11 protein-coding genes are annotated in these 14,055 nt (G+C 68.2%); 8 read left to right on the top strand and 3 right to left on the bottom strand.

Features of this window, described 5'->3' with window-relative positions; genetic code table 11:
* The first annotated feature begins 13 nt into the window (after positions 1–13).
* Together AC1DXX_RS22645 and AC1DXX_RS22640 are read left to right on the top strand one after the other, a co-directional pair.
* Positions 14–676 carry a DUF3540 domain-containing protein gene (locus AC1DXX_RS22645; protein WP_478136463.1) on the top strand — a complete coding sequence of 221 codons (663 nt, stop codon included), beginning with the start codon at positions 14–16 and terminating at the stop codon, positions 674–676.
* Between the two features lie 15 nt (positions 677–691).
* Positions 692–1,072 carry a DUF4150 domain-containing protein gene (locus tag AC1DXX_RS22640; RefSeq protein ID WP_478136462.1) on the top strand — a complete coding sequence of 127 codons (381 nt, stop codon included), beginning with the start codon at positions 692–694 and terminating at the stop codon, positions 1,070–1,072.
* A gap of 28 nt (positions 1,073–1,100) precedes the next feature.
* Here AC1DXX_RS22640 and AC1DXX_RS22635 read toward each other — a convergent pair whose 3' ends face one another.
* The 3 genes from AC1DXX_RS22635 to AC1DXX_RS22625 are packed head-to-tail and all read right to left on the bottom strand — an operon-like array spanning position 1,101 to position 4,335.
* Complete coding sequence (locus AC1DXX_RS22635; RefSeq protein WP_478136461.1) at positions 1,101–1,913, bottom strand: PP2C family protein-serine/threonine phosphatase; 813 nt, start codon at positions 1,911–1,913, stop codon at positions 1,101–1,103.
* On the bottom strand, positions 1,906–3,885 hold the full coding sequence (gene tagH, locus AC1DXX_RS22630; protein ID WP_478136460.1) for a type VI secretion system-associated FHA domain protein TagH: 1,980 nt from the start codon (positions 3,883–3,885) through the stop codon (positions 1,906–1,908). The genes AC1DXX_RS22635 and tagH overlap by 8 nt, the downstream gene beginning before the upstream one ends.
* Positions 3,886–3,930: 45 nt before the next feature.
* Complete coding sequence (locus AC1DXX_RS22625) at positions 3,931–4,335, bottom strand: TssQ family T6SS-associated lipoprotein (RefSeq protein WP_478136459.1); 405 nt, start codon at positions 4,333–4,335, stop codon at positions 3,931–3,933.
* 141 nt (positions 4,336–4,476) lie between these two features.
* Here AC1DXX_RS22625 and tssJ point away from each other — a divergent pair, with 141 nt between their 5' ends.
* From tssJ to AC1DXX_RS22595, 6 genes are all read left to right on the top strand, one after another.
* Complete coding sequence (gene tssJ, locus AC1DXX_RS22620) at positions 4,477–4,992, top strand: type VI secretion system lipoprotein TssJ (protein ID WP_478136458.1); 516 nt, start codon at positions 4,477–4,479, stop codon at positions 4,990–4,992.
* Positions 4,993–5,150: 158 nt separating this feature from the next.
* Positions 5,151–6,530 (top strand): type VI secretion system baseplate subunit TssK, encoded by a 1,380-nt coding sequence (tssK, locus tag AC1DXX_RS22615; protein ID WP_478136457.1) that lies wholly within the window; start codon positions 5,151–5,153, stop codon positions 6,528–6,530.
* Positions 6,531–6,538: 8 nt separating this feature from the next.
* Positions 6,539–7,891 (top strand): DotU family type VI secretion system protein, encoded by a 1,353-nt coding sequence (locus AC1DXX_RS22610; RefSeq protein WP_478136456.1) that lies wholly within the window; start codon positions 6,539–6,541, stop codon positions 7,889–7,891.
* Complete coding sequence (gene tssM / locus AC1DXX_RS22605; protein ID WP_478136455.1) at positions 7,891–11,535, top strand: type VI secretion system membrane subunit TssM; 3,645 nt, start codon at positions 7,891–7,893, stop codon at positions 11,533–11,535. The genes AC1DXX_RS22610 and tssM overlap by 1 nt, the downstream gene beginning before the upstream one ends.
* Positions 11,536–11,880: 345 nt before the next feature.
* Positions 11,881–12,594: a type VI secretion system-associated protein TagF gene (gene tagF, locus AC1DXX_RS22600; RefSeq protein WP_478136454.1), complete on the top strand. Its 714-nt coding sequence runs from the start codon at positions 11,881–11,883 to the stop codon at positions 12,592–12,594.
* Positions 12,595–12,625: 31 nt separating this feature from the next.
* On the top strand, positions 12,626–14,055 hold a 1,430-nt coding region (locus AC1DXX_RS22595; protein ID WP_478136453.1), incomplete at its 3' end, for a serine/threonine-protein kinase.

Here is a 14,055-nt window from a genome sequence, read left to right as displayed (position 1 = left end):
GAAGGGAATCATCATGAATGTCGTTCCGCTGCGCTCGGCTCCGGCCGAATCGACGCCGGTTCATTTCATCGGACGGCTGACAGCCCTCATGCCCGACGGGCAGCTGGGCGTCGAAGACGACGAGGGCCTCGTCTGGGTGTGCCGGCGGGCGGCGAGCTGCCTGCTCAAGCCGGAGCAGGGTGACACGGTGCTTCTCTCGGGGCCGGACCGCTATCGGGTCTACCTGATTGCGGTGATCGAACAGGCCGACCCCGCCACGAGTCGCATCGACGCCCCCGGCGACATCAGGCTCGGTGGCCCTGCGGGCACGGTATCGATCGAGAGTGCGGGCAACTTGAGCCTGCGAAGCGGCGCAACGCTGGACATGCAAGGCGCCCGGTGGGCACTGCAGGCCGACGAGGGCGATTGCCGCGTGGACCAGCTGAACGTCACGGCCCGCTCCGTCGATGCGACGGTGGGCCGCACGCGGCTGGTCGGCAAGGTGTTCGAGACCGTTGCCGACCGCATCGTGCAGATGGCGCGCAACGCGCTGCGCATGGTGGAAGAAGTCGATCAGTCCCGCGTCGGCCACCTCGACTGCAAGGCCACGCAGACGGTGCGCATCCATGGCCAGCACACGATGGTGACCGGCAAGGAGCTGGTCAAGGTCGACGCCTCGCAGATCCACATGGGCTGACACGGAGCTTCAACGATGTTTGCAAACTGCCAGCTGATGGGCATGGATCTGGCCTTCCCGGACGTGTGTCGCACACCGGTGCCCATTCCCTTTCCGAACATGGCCCTCGGGCCGATGGCCGTGCCGAACGCCTGGAATATCCTCTTCATGGCGATGCCGGCCCACAACATGGCGACCACCACGCCCATCACGCTGGGCGACCAGCCCGGGGCGCTGGGGGGCGTGGTGTCGCAGACCTTCATGCAGCAATCGCGTCACCTCACCGGTGCGTTCACGGTGCTGCTCAAGGGCACGCCGGCCACCCGCGTGACCAGCATCACGATGCAGAACCGCTGCAACATGGTGGGCATGCGGATCGTGCCGAGTCAGTTCAAGGTGCTGCTGCTCGCAGCTTGAAAAACCTTCGATCCGGCGCAGGCCGGTGTCAGGCGGATGGGCGCGGCGCCGCCATCCCCGCCAGCGTCACCTGCTGCGGAAACCCCACCCACACCGCCAGCGCCGAGTAGTTGTCGCGCGACTCGTCGGCCTTGGCTTCGGCCGCGCGGCGCAGCAGCGCGAGCCATTCCTCGGCGCTGTCCGCGAGCTGCAGCGAGCGCTCCATCACCTGCTGCGAGATCAGCTGCCACAGGCCGTCGGTGCACAGCAGGAAGGCATCGCCATCGGCGAGACGCTGCGGCGTCGCCACCGTGGTCTCCGCGGTGGCGCGCGCACCGAGCGCGCGGTACAGAAGATTGGTCTTGACGAGGCGTTCGCCGCCGTTGGCACCGTTGCCCAAGGCGGCTTCGCCGGAACGTTCCGACAGGCTGTGGTCTTCGGTGCGCTGCATCAACGCACCGCGGCGGAACCAGTAGAGGCGGCTGTCGCCCACATGGGCCCAGCAGGCCTGGCCGGTGGCGCGGTCCACGAACAGGGAGACGATGGTCGCGCTCATCCTGCTCTGGTCGGCGAGTTCCCGCTGCCTGGCGAGGATGGCGTCGTTCGCCTTCTTCACGGCGTCCCGGATGTCCTCGGCCGCGACCGACGGGTTGGCGACGAAGGTGTTGAGCGCGGTGTCGACCGCGATGCGCGCGGCCAGCTCGCCGCCCGCGTTGCCGCCGACACCGTCGCTCACGACGAAGCACGCGTTGTGCTCGTCGAGGTGGTAGCCGATGGCGTCCTGGTTGCCGGAGCGTTCGCCCACGCAGGAGAACTGCGAGGTCGAAATGGGCACCGTGAAGGCGCGGGTGGCTTCAAGCACGGCGCGCCTCCTTCAAGCGTTCCATCTCCCTGTCGTAGGCCTGCTGGAACGCGCGGCCGAAGACGGCCTGGAAATCGTCCTCGACGGCCGCGGTCGTTTCCGCATGCAGCTGCCGCAGCTGGCGCCACAGGCGCGCCTCGCGTCCGCCGGGCAGCATTTTTTCGCTGAGGCTGCCGTCGTGCGGCGTGGTGCGGTTCAGCGTGGCGGGATCGAAGCGCTGCAGCACGGTGAGCAGCGCGGCGCGCATGCCGGCCACCATGCCGAGCTGGTGCGATTGCAGATCGCCGAGCGCATCGTGCACGGCGGCTTCGGGCGCCAGGAAGCCGGGCATGCGCGCGCCGAACATCTGCATCAGCACCGCGCGGCCGTTGGGAAGGATCTTGAAGGGGTTGTTTTCCTCGTCGACGATCATCGTGATCTCGGCGCGCACTTCGCGCTTGAGCATCGCGCGCGACGACAGCAGCTCGATGGTGCCGTCGGTGAACGCGCGCATCAGCCGGCCGAGGCGGCGCATGGCTTCTGCATCCAGCGGCTGCTGGCCGGCTATGTCGGGCACGCCCGCGCCTTCGAGAAAAGCCTTGAAGAGCGCGTCCGAAGAGGCCGGCGATGAGGAAACCGATGTGGGCGGGAGCGCCGCGGCAACTGCGGAAGGCGCAATGGGTGTTGGGTCCTGCTCGGGCTCGGGCTCGACCGGTTCCGGTGGTGCGATTTCGGCCGGCGGAACGACCTCCGCGGGTGCGACCGCGGTCGGTGGCGCAATGGCGGGAGTTTGCTGTTCGATCGGCGTCGGCGCCGGTGTTGCAGGAGGCGGCGATGGAGGTGGCGGCGGCGAAGCCGGTGGCTCAGGCGGTGGACTCGCCTCCACCTCCACCGGCTTCGCCACAGGCGCATCGAACGCCACCGGATTCGGCGGCCTGAACTGCGCCCCCACTTCCCGCGCATGGTTCGAATGGCTGTACCCCTGCACGGCAGGCGGCTTGCCCAGCAGGTCGAGGGCCGGATGCCTGTCACTGAGGGGGTCCTCGTGGGTCAGCGCGGTGGGGCGTGGATCGGAGAGCGGCGAGGGCGCGTTGCTGTCGGCGGCGAAGAACGACAGCGGGTCCATGCCGCGCTTGAGCGCGATGTCGGACATGTCGTTTGCCGCACCCGGGTTCAGTTCCGCGAGCGGATCGACGGGGTTCCTTCGTGCCTGCGACGGCAGGTCGAAGGGCTCGTGCGCCAAGGGGTCTGGCATCGGCGCCGGCGTGCTGTCGACGCGGCGCGGCGCGTTGGCGAGGATGGCGTCCCAATCGGCCGCGGAAGGGATCTGCGATGCAGCCGTCTTTGCGAACGCCGTTGGTGGTGCGGGCGTGACGGCCGGCGCAGCGAACTGCTCCCTGGAGGGGGGCGGTGGCGCAGAGACTGGCGGAGGCACAGGTGCCGGCGTCGGTGCAGGTATCGCCACGGTCGTCGGCGGCGCATCGCCGATGGGCAGGGCGCCCGCGCCGAACAGGTCCGAGAACACATCGGAAGCCGGTGCATCCGGCAGCAGCGCATCCATCGCACTCGCCTGCGCTGCAGGCGGATGCAGCGTTGCCGGCACATCGATCGGCGGTGGTGGAGGTGATGGCGGTGGCGGCGAAGGCGGTGGCACTTCCGCCGCGACGTTCGCCGCACGCTGCGCACTCGCAGCCTCCAGCAGATAGCTGCCGATGGCCACGCGGTCGCCGTCAGCGACGGGCGACTCTTCTTCGTGGCGCAGCGTGCGCCCGTTGACGCTGATGGGCAGCACCGCGCTCATGTTGCGCACCACAGCCACGCCGTCTTCGTCGAAGCGCACGGTGGCTTGCAGGCGCGAGATCTGTCGCTGCTCGTCGGGCAGCACGAGGTGGTTGTCGGGGCTGCGGCCGATCGTTCCTCCGGGGGCCGCGAGCAGTGCCGAAGGGCCAGAAGCTACCGGTCTGCCGGCATGTTCGATCACCGTCCAACGCATGGCACCTCCATGTTCAAGTCGCGCGTCGATCTTCGACGGGAATGGTCAACGCTTCAAACGCCTGGCGGCCTCGAAGGCGGGGCCCCAGACCGGATGCTTGCGCTCCGCGACGCTCAGGTCGAAGTTCGGGAATGCATCGAGGATCCTGCGGAATTGCGTGCGGCACTCGGGGATCTGGTTGGCCACGCAGTAGCTGAACGCCTCGAGCTTCATCGCGCTGAGGCGCGTGGCGGGCTCGGCGCCTTCGAACACCGACACGCCGCCGCTCTTGAGCGTGGTGATGGCCTTGGCGTAGTCGCCTTCGTCATACGCCTGTTGCGCGCGCTCGAGCGTCGTGCGCGCCACCTGCTGGCTCAGCCGCTCGGGTTGCGGCGGCTCGGGCGGTGGCGTGGTGGTGCACCCGGTGACCAGAAAAAGCGCGAACGCCAGAGCAGGCAGACATGACTTCAATCTTCTCTCCTACCTCGCAAAAGGCAATGAACGGCAATGCTTGAGATAGTGTGCCGCTGTGATGCGACAGGCACACGATGCGACGTCGTTCGTGCGCACGGACTTCGATAATATAGGCCGCGAACCTCCGAGGGAGATCTCATGCATCGACGAACCTTGCTTCAAGGCGCACTTGCAACCACACCGTTGTTTGCGGGCCTCAGTGGATGCGCATCGACGGCGAAGTCGATGCCCACGCCTTATGCCGTCACCATCCGGATCGACGATGGCGTCAATCCCGACGGACGCGGCCAGGCGGCACCGATTCTCGTCAAAGTCTTCGAACTGAAATCTTCCGGTAACTTTGAAACCGCAGACTACTTTGCACTACAGGACCGCGACCGCGAGACGCTTTCAACCGAGCTCGTGAACGCGGACCAGGCCATCATGCGCAGCGGCGAAGAGCGTGTCTTCAAACGCGAGGCAGGCCTCGATTCGCGTTCCATCGGCATCATTGCGGGCTATCGCAAGCTGGAGGCCGCACGGTGGCGCATCGTGCTGCCGCTCAAGGAACCGAAGCAAACCAATCTGTACAAGGTGTGGCAGTTTTCGCCGAGCGAGCAGGCGGTGCACATCGCCATCCGCAAGACGGGCATCGAGTTACTACCAAGTCGTTAATTTCATCGGGCGGTAGTGCGAAAGTGCGAGAAATTCGTGTGCGAAATGCGGTGCAAAACGTAAGAAGCGGCGTGTAGCATCGGAGCAAAACCGATGGACCGGGAGGCCGTTTGCCAACGCATCTCCCGCTCCAGTGTGAGCACCCCCCAGGAGGTTCTTTGGTGACTGTTCGCAACCCGGGCTCCGCACGACAGGGCGCCCATCCGCAGGCATTGGCGAATCGCGTGGTGTGGTCCGAAGGCATGTACCTGCGGCCACAGCATTTCCAGCAACTCGAGCGCTACGTCGAGCAATACGTGACCCGCCGCGCCGCGGGTCTGCAAGGCGCGTACTGGGGATGGCTGCACCTCGACATCGACCGCGATGCCTATGCGCTCGGCCGCGTGTCGCTGCTCGGCGGTGCCGGCGTGCTGCCCGACGGCACGCCGTTCTCCTTCGGCGCGGAAGATGCGCCGCCGCCTTATGAAGTGCCCAGCGACCTGACCGACGAGCTCATCGTGCTCGCGCTGCCGCTGCGCAGGCCCGGCAGCGAAGAGGTCATCTTTGCCGAAGACGAAGGTTCGGCCGCGCGCTTCGGCGTGATCGAGCGCGAGGTAACCGACGGCAATGCCGTGGCCCTCGGCCCGGCGGTGCTGCAGCTCGCGGCGCCGCGCCTGCGTCTTGCGCGCGCTTCGTCGCTCACCGCGGAGTGGCAGGCCATCGGCGCGGTGCGCGTGATCGAGCGGCGCACCGACCACAAGCTGGTGGTCGATGCCAACTACATCCCGCCGGTGCTCGATGCCTCGGCGCACGCGATGCTGCGAAGCATGATCGCCGAGCTGCATGGCCTGCTCACGCAACGCTCCGAGGCGCTGGCCTCGCGGCTCTCGCAGCCGGGCCGCGGCGGTGTGAGCGAGGTCTCCGACTTCCTGCTGCTCGAGCTGGTCAACCGCTATCTCGCGCTCACCTGGCATGCGCAGCAGGCGGTGCAGGTGCACCCGGAGCAGCTGTTCATCGACTGGCTCAAGCTGGCCTGTCATCTCGCCACGCACACCTCGCCCACGCGCCGTCCGGTGCTGTGGCCGGTGTACGACCACGACAACCTCAACGAGAGCATTCGCCCGTTGATGGAAGAGCTGCGGCGTTCGCTGTCGGCCGTGCTCGAGCAGAGCGCGATCGCCATCGAACTCGAGGAGCGCAGCCACGGCGTGCGCGTGGGCCGCATGCCCGACCCGGTGCTGGTGCGCAACGCAGGCTTCGTGCTTGCGGTGCATGCCGACCTGCCGGCCGATGCGATCCAGCAGCGCTTTCCGACGCAGGTCAAGATCGGTTCGGTCGAGCGCATCCGCGACCTCGTGCAGCTTCAGCTGCCCGGCGTGGTCGTGCGGCCGCTGCCGGTGGCGCCGCGGCAGATTCCGTACAACGCGGGCTACCACTACTTCGAACTCGACAAGAGCGGCGACATGTGGCGCCAGCTCGAAAAATCGGGCGGCGTCGCCATGCACCTGGCCGGTGACTTTCCGGGGCTGGCCATGGAGTTCTGGGCCATCCGTCCGTGAGGGACCCTATGAATGGCGTGAACGACATGGCCGTCGGACCGGGAGGCTTCGTGCCACCGAACCCGGGCGGCGGCAACGGCGATCCGGGCGGCGTGTCTTCCGCGCCGCGCGGCCTGGGCCAGCAACCCGAATCCTTCACCGCATGGCATGACACACGGCGTCCGCATGCGGGCGACACGGCACTCGCGGGCAACAACCCGCTCGTCGCTGCAGCCAATCCGCTGCTCGACCTGATTCCGCAGATCCGCGCCACGGGCCACCACAGCGCCCCCGCGCAACTGCGCGAGCACCTCGTCGACGAAGTGCGGCGCTTCGAAACGCGTGCGCAGCAAAGCGGCATCTCGCCGGAGGTGATCATCGGCGCGCGCTACTGCCTGTGCACCGCGGTCGACGAGGCCGCGGCGCTCACGCCCTGGGGCGGCAGCATCTGGTCGTCGCAAAGCCTGCTGGTGATGTTCCACAACGAGACCTGGGGCGGCGAGAAGTTCTTCCAGCTGCTGTCGCGCCTGGTGCAGAACCCGCAACAGCACCTGCACCTGATCGAGCTGATCTATTTCTGCCTGGCCATGGGTTTCGAGGGGCGCTTTCGCGTCATCGACAACGGCCGCACGCAGCTCGAAACACTCAAGCAGCGCTTGCTGCAGATCATTCGCCAGACGCGCGGTGAAATCGCGCAGCCGTTGTCGCCGCACTGGCAGGACGCAACCGCGCCGGTGCGCCGCACGCGCAACTGGCTGCCGGTCTGGGCCGTGGGCGCTGTGGCTGCGGTGCTGCTGGTCATCGCATTCGCAGTGCTCACCTTCAATCTCGCGGGCCGTTCCGACGGCGCGTTCGCCGCCGTCAATGCGGTGCGCCTGCCGCAGACGGCGCGCGCGGTCGTCATGCCCGCGCCGCAGCCGCGCCTGCAGCGCTTTCTCGAGCCCGAGATCCGCGAGGGCCTGCTGACGGTGCGCGACGAGGCCGACCGCAGCGTGGTCGTGCTGCGCGGCGACGGGCTCTTCGCCTCCGGCTCCGACCGCGTACTCGACCGTTATGCGCCGGTGCTCGCCCGGGTGGCCGATGCGCTCAACGCCGTCGAGGGCAATGTGCTGGTCAGCGGCTTCAGCGACGACCAGCCGATCCGCAGCGTGCGCTTTCCTTCCAACTGGCAGCTCTCGCAGGCCCGCGCCGACGCGGTCAAGAAGATGCTGGCCACGCGCATTGCGCGGCCCGAGCGCCTGCGTTCCGAAGGCCGCGGCGATGCCGATCCGCTGGTGCCCAACGATTCGCCGGCCAACCGCGCGCGCAACCGGCGCGTCGAGGTCACGCTGCTGGTGGCGCCGGTGGCGGGGGTTCCCGCAGCGCAGGGGGGAACACGCTGATGCTGCGCGCCATCTTCCGTTTTCTCGTCAGCCGCGACCTCTGGATCTTCCTCGGCCTGCTGGCCGTTGCGTTCCTGATCTGGATCATCGGCCCCGTCATCGCCGTCGGCCGCTACCGTCCGCTCGAAAGCGAGTTCGTCCGCATCGTGGTCATTGCGCTGATGTTCGCGATCTGGCTGGTGCGGCTGGCCTACCGCAAGTGGCGCGAGGGCCGGCTCAATGCGCAGCTGCTCAACCAGCTGCGCACGCCTTCGAAGAAAGAGAAAGAGGCCAAGCCCGAAGACGCGCCCGAGATCAAGGCGCTGCAAAGCGGTTTCACCGACGCCACGGCGATCCTGAAGAACATGCGCTTCGGGCAGGGCGCCGACGGCAAGCCCGCGAGCCGCTTCTCGGTGTTCGACCGGCAGTACCTGTACCAGCTGCCCTGGTACATCTTCATCGGCGCGCCGGGCTCGGGCAAGACCACCGCGCTGGTCAATTCCGATCTCGACTTCCCGCTGGCCGACCAGCTCGGCAAGGCCGCGGTGCGCGGCATCGGCGGCACGCGCAACTGCGACTGGTGGTTCACCAACGAGGCGGTGCTGATCGACACCGCCGGACGCTACACCACGCACGAGAGCAACCGCGAGACCGACGAGGGCGAGTGGAAGGGCTTTCTCGACCTGCTCAAGAAGTTCAGGCCGCGCCAGCCGATCAACGGTGCGATCCTCACGATCAGCATCGCCGACCTGCCGCTGGCCGACGACGCGCAGCGCGCCCGCCACGCGATGGCGCTGCGCAAGCGGCTGCTGGAGCTGCGCAACGACCTGGGCATCGACTTCCCGGTCTACGTGCTGGTCACCAAGACCGACCTGCTGGCCGGCTTCAACGAGTACTTCGGCTCGCTGGGCCGCGCCGAGCGCGCGCAGGTCTGGGGCTTCACCTTCCCGATCGAGGCCAACCCGGCCGACCGCGCAGGCCCCGCGAAAGCCGACCTGCGCGAGCGCTTCCACCAGGAATACAAGCTGCTGCACCAGCGCCTGGACGAGCGCCTGCCCGAGTTGCTGGCGGCCGAGCCCGACCCGATGCGCCGCGCGCAGGCCTACCTGCTGCCGCAGCAGTTCGCGAGCTTCGAGGACATCCTGGGCACCTTCCTGGCCGACGTGTTCAACCCGTCGAAGTTCGAGGCCGCGTCGATGCTGCGCGGCGTGTACTTCACGAGCGGCACGCAGGAAGGCACGGCCTTCGACCGCGTCATGGGCGCGATCAAGCGCTACCTGCAGGTCAATGCGCCGCCGGCGCCGCCGCCGGGTCCGGGCAAGAGCTACTTCCTGAAGGAACTGCTGCAGCAGGTGATCTTCCGCGATGCGGGCGTGGCGGGCACCAACCTGCGCTGGTACCGCCGCCGCCGCGCCATCGACATCGCGGGCTACAGCCTGATCGGCGTGCTGCTGGTGGTGCTGCTCGGCGCCTGCGTGAACAGCTGGCGCAACAACAAGGACTACGTGGCCGAGGTCGACAACAACGCCCGCGCCTTCAACAAGGCCGCGGCGCGGGGCGAACTGCCGACGGTGGTCGATTCGAGCGGCGACATCGCGAGCTCGCTGCTGATTCTCGACCGCCTGCGCGACCTGCCCAAGTCGGGCCAGTTCGACATCGGCGATCCGCCCGTGTCGCACCGCTTCGGTCTCTACCAGGGCGAGAAGCTGCAGGCCGCGACCGATGGCGTCTACCAGCGCGCGCTCGAAAGCGTGCTGCTGCCGCAGGCGGCGCAGCGCATCGAGCAGTCGCTGCGCGATGCCGCGAAGACCGATGCCGAATACAGCTACGAGGCGCTCAAGGCCTACCTCATGCTGTACGACGCCGAGCGCTACGACGCCGACTTCCTGCAGGCATGGCTCCTCACCGACGTGGACCGCAAGATCGGCGCCTCGCTCACGCGCGAGCAGCGCACCAACCTCGAATCGCACCTGAAGGCGCTGTTCGCGGGGCGCGTGGTGGCTTCGCCCTTCGCCAAGGACGACCGCCTCATCACCCAGACGCGCGAGCGGCTGGCCGGCGTACCGCTGGCGCAGCGCGCCTATGCGCGGTTGCGGCGCATCCTCCTGCAGACCAGCCCGCCCAATGCCTTCAGCATCGCCGAGGCGGCGGGCGCAGAGTCGGCGCTCGTCATCCGGCGCGCCAGCAACAAGCCGCTGACCGACGGCATCCCGACGCTGTTCACCTACCGCGGCTACTGGGACATCTTCGACAAGCGCATGGCCGAGACCACGCTCTCGCTCGAACAGGAAGACCGCTGGGTGCTGCAGATCCGCGCACCCGGCATCACCGACATCACTTCGCGCGAACTGTTGCTGCGCGAGGTGCGGCGCCTCTACCTCACCGACTACATCCGGGTCTGGGACGAGTACCTGGTGGACGTGCGGCTGGCCGACAGCCGCTCGCTGCTGCAGAGCATCCAGATGACGCGCGTGCTCTCCACCAGCGAGTCGCCGATGTCGCGCCTCATCCGCGGCGCGGCGCGCGAGACCGACCTGCTGCGCAACCACGACGAAGCCGCGCGCAGCCTGCTCGATCAGGCGCAGAACCGCGTGGCCAGCACGCGCGAGCGCATCGAGCAGCTCATCGGCCAGCCCGACGGCAGCCAGCGCCGCAACGCCGCGCCGGACCGGCCCGAGTCGCTGGTCGACAACCACTTCGAGCCGCTGCGGCGCATGGTGACCGCGCCCAAGGCCGGCGGGCTGGCGCCCATCGACGCGACGGCCGCGCTCATCAACGAGCTCTACACCTTCCTCACCGCCACCGACACCGCGCTGCGCAGCGGCAACATTCCGCCGGCCAGCGATGCAGTCACCAAGGTGCAGGCCGAGGCGGGCCGGCTGCCGGTGCCGTTCCAGGGCATGCTGAACGACCTCTCGGCCACCGCGTCGTCGAAGGCCGCGGCGGTGACGCGGCAGAACATCGGCCAGAACGCGGCAGCGACCATCGGGCAGTTCTGCAACCAGGCGATCGCGGGGCGCTATCCGTTCACGCGCGGGTCCCCGCGCGACGTGGCGGCCGGCGACTTCGCGCAGCTCTTCGCACCCGGCGGGATGATGGACGACTTCTTCCAGAAGAACCTCGCCACGCAGGTCGACACCTCGGTCAACCCGTGGACCTTCAAGCGCGGCGTCGACGGCAGCGCGGCGGGGCGCTCGGCCTACCTCGATTCGTTCCAGAAGGCGCAGGCGATCCGCGACGTGTTCTTCACGGGCATGGCGGGTGGGCGCACGCCGTCGTTCACCATCGACCTCCGGCCCGAGGACATGGACGCCGCCCTCACCCAGTTCACGCTCGACGTCGACGGGCAGACGGTGCGCTATGCGCACGGTCCGCAGGCGCCGAGCACCGTCAAGTGGCCCGGTCCGCGCAACAGCAACCAGGTGCGGCTGCAGGTGACGACCGCCAACGGCACGCCGGCCGGCGGCATCGTGACCGAAGGGCCGTGGGCCCTGCACCGCCTCTTTGACAAGGCCTCGATTTCGGCGGGCAGCTCCCCCGAATCGTTCAACGCAAGCTTCGATCTGCAGGGCAAGAAGGTAGTGCTGGCGGTGACCGCGAACAGCGTCTACAACCCGCTGCGGCTCAATCAGATGAGCGGCTTCTCTTGCCCTGGGAAGTCTTAGGATGAACTCTTGCTTTTTGATTCGTCGCGTTGCGCGTTTGGTGCGTTGTTCAGGGCGCGATCCCGCCGACGGTGTGCTCTGCTCCGCGAATGTCCCCCGGCGCGGCCTAGGGCCGCATGCCTCCTCCTTTATTTCGCTGCGCAGAGCACACCGCCAGCGTGATCGCTCAGAGCACTGGTTGATCGGCTGCAAACCCACAGCGTGCCCTCGTGCGCAGGGCACCGGGTGCTCCCCGCAGCGAAATAAAGGAGGAGCGAAGCGGGGGACATTCGCGGAGGGGAGTACCCGGTGGCCTGTGCACGCGCCCCGAATGCAGCGCCCTGAACGCTTCCGCCTGGGTTTGACATGAACAGCAGCATCCCCCCGCACGCCTGGGTCCCCGTCGACGAGCAGATCGGCTGGTACGGCAAGCTGCCCGCCGCCGGCGACTTTCTCTACCGCCGCATGCCGCGCGAACTGCAGGCCTGGTGGGACCGCTGGATGCAGAACGGCCTGGGCAGCTTCAAGCGCTGGCCCGACGCGATGACGCGCCACTACGCGGTGGCGCCGGTCTGGAACTTCGCCATTCCCGCGACGCATGGCGTGGACGCGGTGCAGTTCGGCTGCATTGCGCCGAGCTGCGACCGTGTGGGCCGCTACTACCCCGTGTGCGTGACCTTGCAGGTGGCCGCATCGAACTACCGGCCTTCGGTGCTCGAAGGCTCGGCCTCCTGGTACTGGCAGTGCGGCACCGCCTTGCTGCAGGCCATTCGCCACGGCGTGGCGCCCGACCAGTTCGACGGCCAGATCCTCGCCGCCGGGCGCGAAGGCTTCCGCACGGCCAGTGGCGGCTCGGACGACATCCTTTCGATCCTCGGGCCTACAGCCGCTGGCGCGAGCGCCCAACAGCGCCTGGGCTGGCCCGAGCTTCCACTGTGCTTCGATCCCTTCGGCAGCACCAGCTACTGGTGGACCAACCAGGCCGATGGATCACCGTTGCGGACCGCGGCCCATGGCGGCGGCCTCAACACACCGCTGTTCTCGAAATTGTTTTCGCAGGGGCACGTGCCATGGGCATGAAAAACCAGGCCCCCGCAGCAGGAGGAGATGCATGACGACGCACGGCAGCAGCGGCGGCGACAGTCCGCCGGCCAACACACAGGATGCGCAGGAGAAACCCCACCCGCTGGGCGCGGGCCATCGGCTGGACGAATTCGAGCTGCTCGAGGTGATCGGCGAAGGCGGCTTCGGCATCGTCTACCGCGCCTACGACCATTCGCTGCAGCGCGAGGTCGCGATCAAGGAGTACATGCCCTCGATGCTCGCGCGCCGCGTGGGCGACAACAGCGTGCACGTGCGGTCCGAGCGGCTCACGGCCACCTTCAAGGCGGGCCTGCGCAGCTTCATCAACGAGGCGCGCACGCTGGCGCAGTTCAGCCATCCGGCGCTGGTGCGGGTGCATCGCTTCTGGGAGTCGAACTCCACCGCCTACATGGCGATCCAGCTCTACAAGGGCCGCACGCTGCGCCGGCTGGCCGAGGAAGAGCCGTCGAAGATCTCCGAGTCCTGGCTGCTCGGCATGCTGGGGCCGCTGCTCGGCGCACTCGAGACGCTGCACCGCAACCAGTGCTTCCACCGCGACATCGCACCCGACAACATCTTCATCCAGCAGGACGACCTGCCGGTGCTGCTCGATTTCGGCGCGGCGCGCAAATCGATTGCCGACCTCGTCGACGAAGTGGCGGTGATGGTGAAGTCGGGCTACTCGCCGATCGAGCAGTACGCCGACGACAACACGCTGCTGCAGGGCCCGTGGACCGATCTCTATGCGCTCGGCGCCGTGCTCTACCGTGCGGTCACCGGCCACCCGCCGCCGTCGGCGGTGGTGCGCAGCGTGCAGGACGCCTATGTGCCGTTGTCCTCGATGGACCGCAGCGACCTGAGCCCGGGCTTCTGTGCGGCGGTCGACCACACGCTGGCCGTGCACAGCAAGGACCGCACGCAGACCGTGGCGGCCTTCGCGGCCGAACTGGGGCTGGTGAAGCTCGGCGACCTCTACGTGAATGCCATGGCGGCGCCGACGGTGATCGTTCCGGCTGCGCCTGTGCCGGCGACACCACCGCCCCCGCCGCTCACGCCGCCGCCGTTCTCGCCAGTCTCGGCGCCCGAGCCCGCGTCCGCACCGCTCGAAGCGACGGGTGCAGCGGCCTTCGCTTCTTCGCCCCCCGCGGCTGCCGTCGAGGCCGTGCAGGCCAACCCCCAACCTGCTGCACCACCGCCACCGCCGCGCACTACTGCGTCGAAGGGCGGCAGCGCCCGCGGTAAGCCGGCGGGGAAGGCCGGGAAGTCCGGAAAGTCCGCGGGCATGCCGTCGTGGGGATGGGTGAGCATTCTGTTGATCGCGCTGGTGGCGGTGGGCTGCTGGATCGGCCTGCGCCTGACCTCCGGCAAGCCCGACACGAGCACCGCCATGGCGCCGGTGCCGCCGCCTGCGGCGCCGATGTCCAGCACCGCCTCGCCGCCGGCCGCCCTGCCGCCGAG

It is taken from the genome of Variovorax sp. P4_B10, assembly GCF_056402375.1.
The sequence above is the reverse complement of the archived record's forward strand: the minus strand, read 5'-3'. Positions and strand labels throughout refer to the sequence as shown.

Bases quoted from the DNA above. Each gene is read 5' to 3' on its own strand.
- AC1DXX_RS22610 (WP_478136456.1), top strand. From the start codon at position 6,539: ATGAATGGCGTGAACGACATGGCCGTCGGACCGGGAGGCTTCGTGCCA.
- tagF (WP_478136454.1), top strand. From the start codon at position 11,881: ATGAACAGCAGCATCCCCCCGCACGCCTGGGTCCCCGTCGACGAGCAG.
- tssM (WP_478136455.1), top strand. From the start codon at position 7,891: ATGCTGCGCGCCATCTTCCGTTTTCTCGTCAGCCGCGACCTCTGGATC.
- AC1DXX_RS22640 (WP_478136462.1), top strand. From the start codon at position 692: ATGTTTGCAAACTGCCAGCTGATGGGCATGGATCTGGCCTTCCCGGAC.
- tssJ (WP_478136458.1), top strand. From the start codon at position 4,477: ATGCATCGACGAACCTTGCTTCAAGGCGCACTTGCAACCACACCGTTG.
- tagH (WP_478136460.1), bottom strand. From the start codon at position 3,885: ATGCGTTGGACGGTGATCGAACATGCCGGCAGACCGGTAGCTTCTGGC.
- AC1DXX_RS22645 (WP_478136463.1), top strand. From the start codon at position 14: ATGAATGTCGTTCCGCTGCGCTCGGCTCCGGCCGAATCGACGCCGGTT.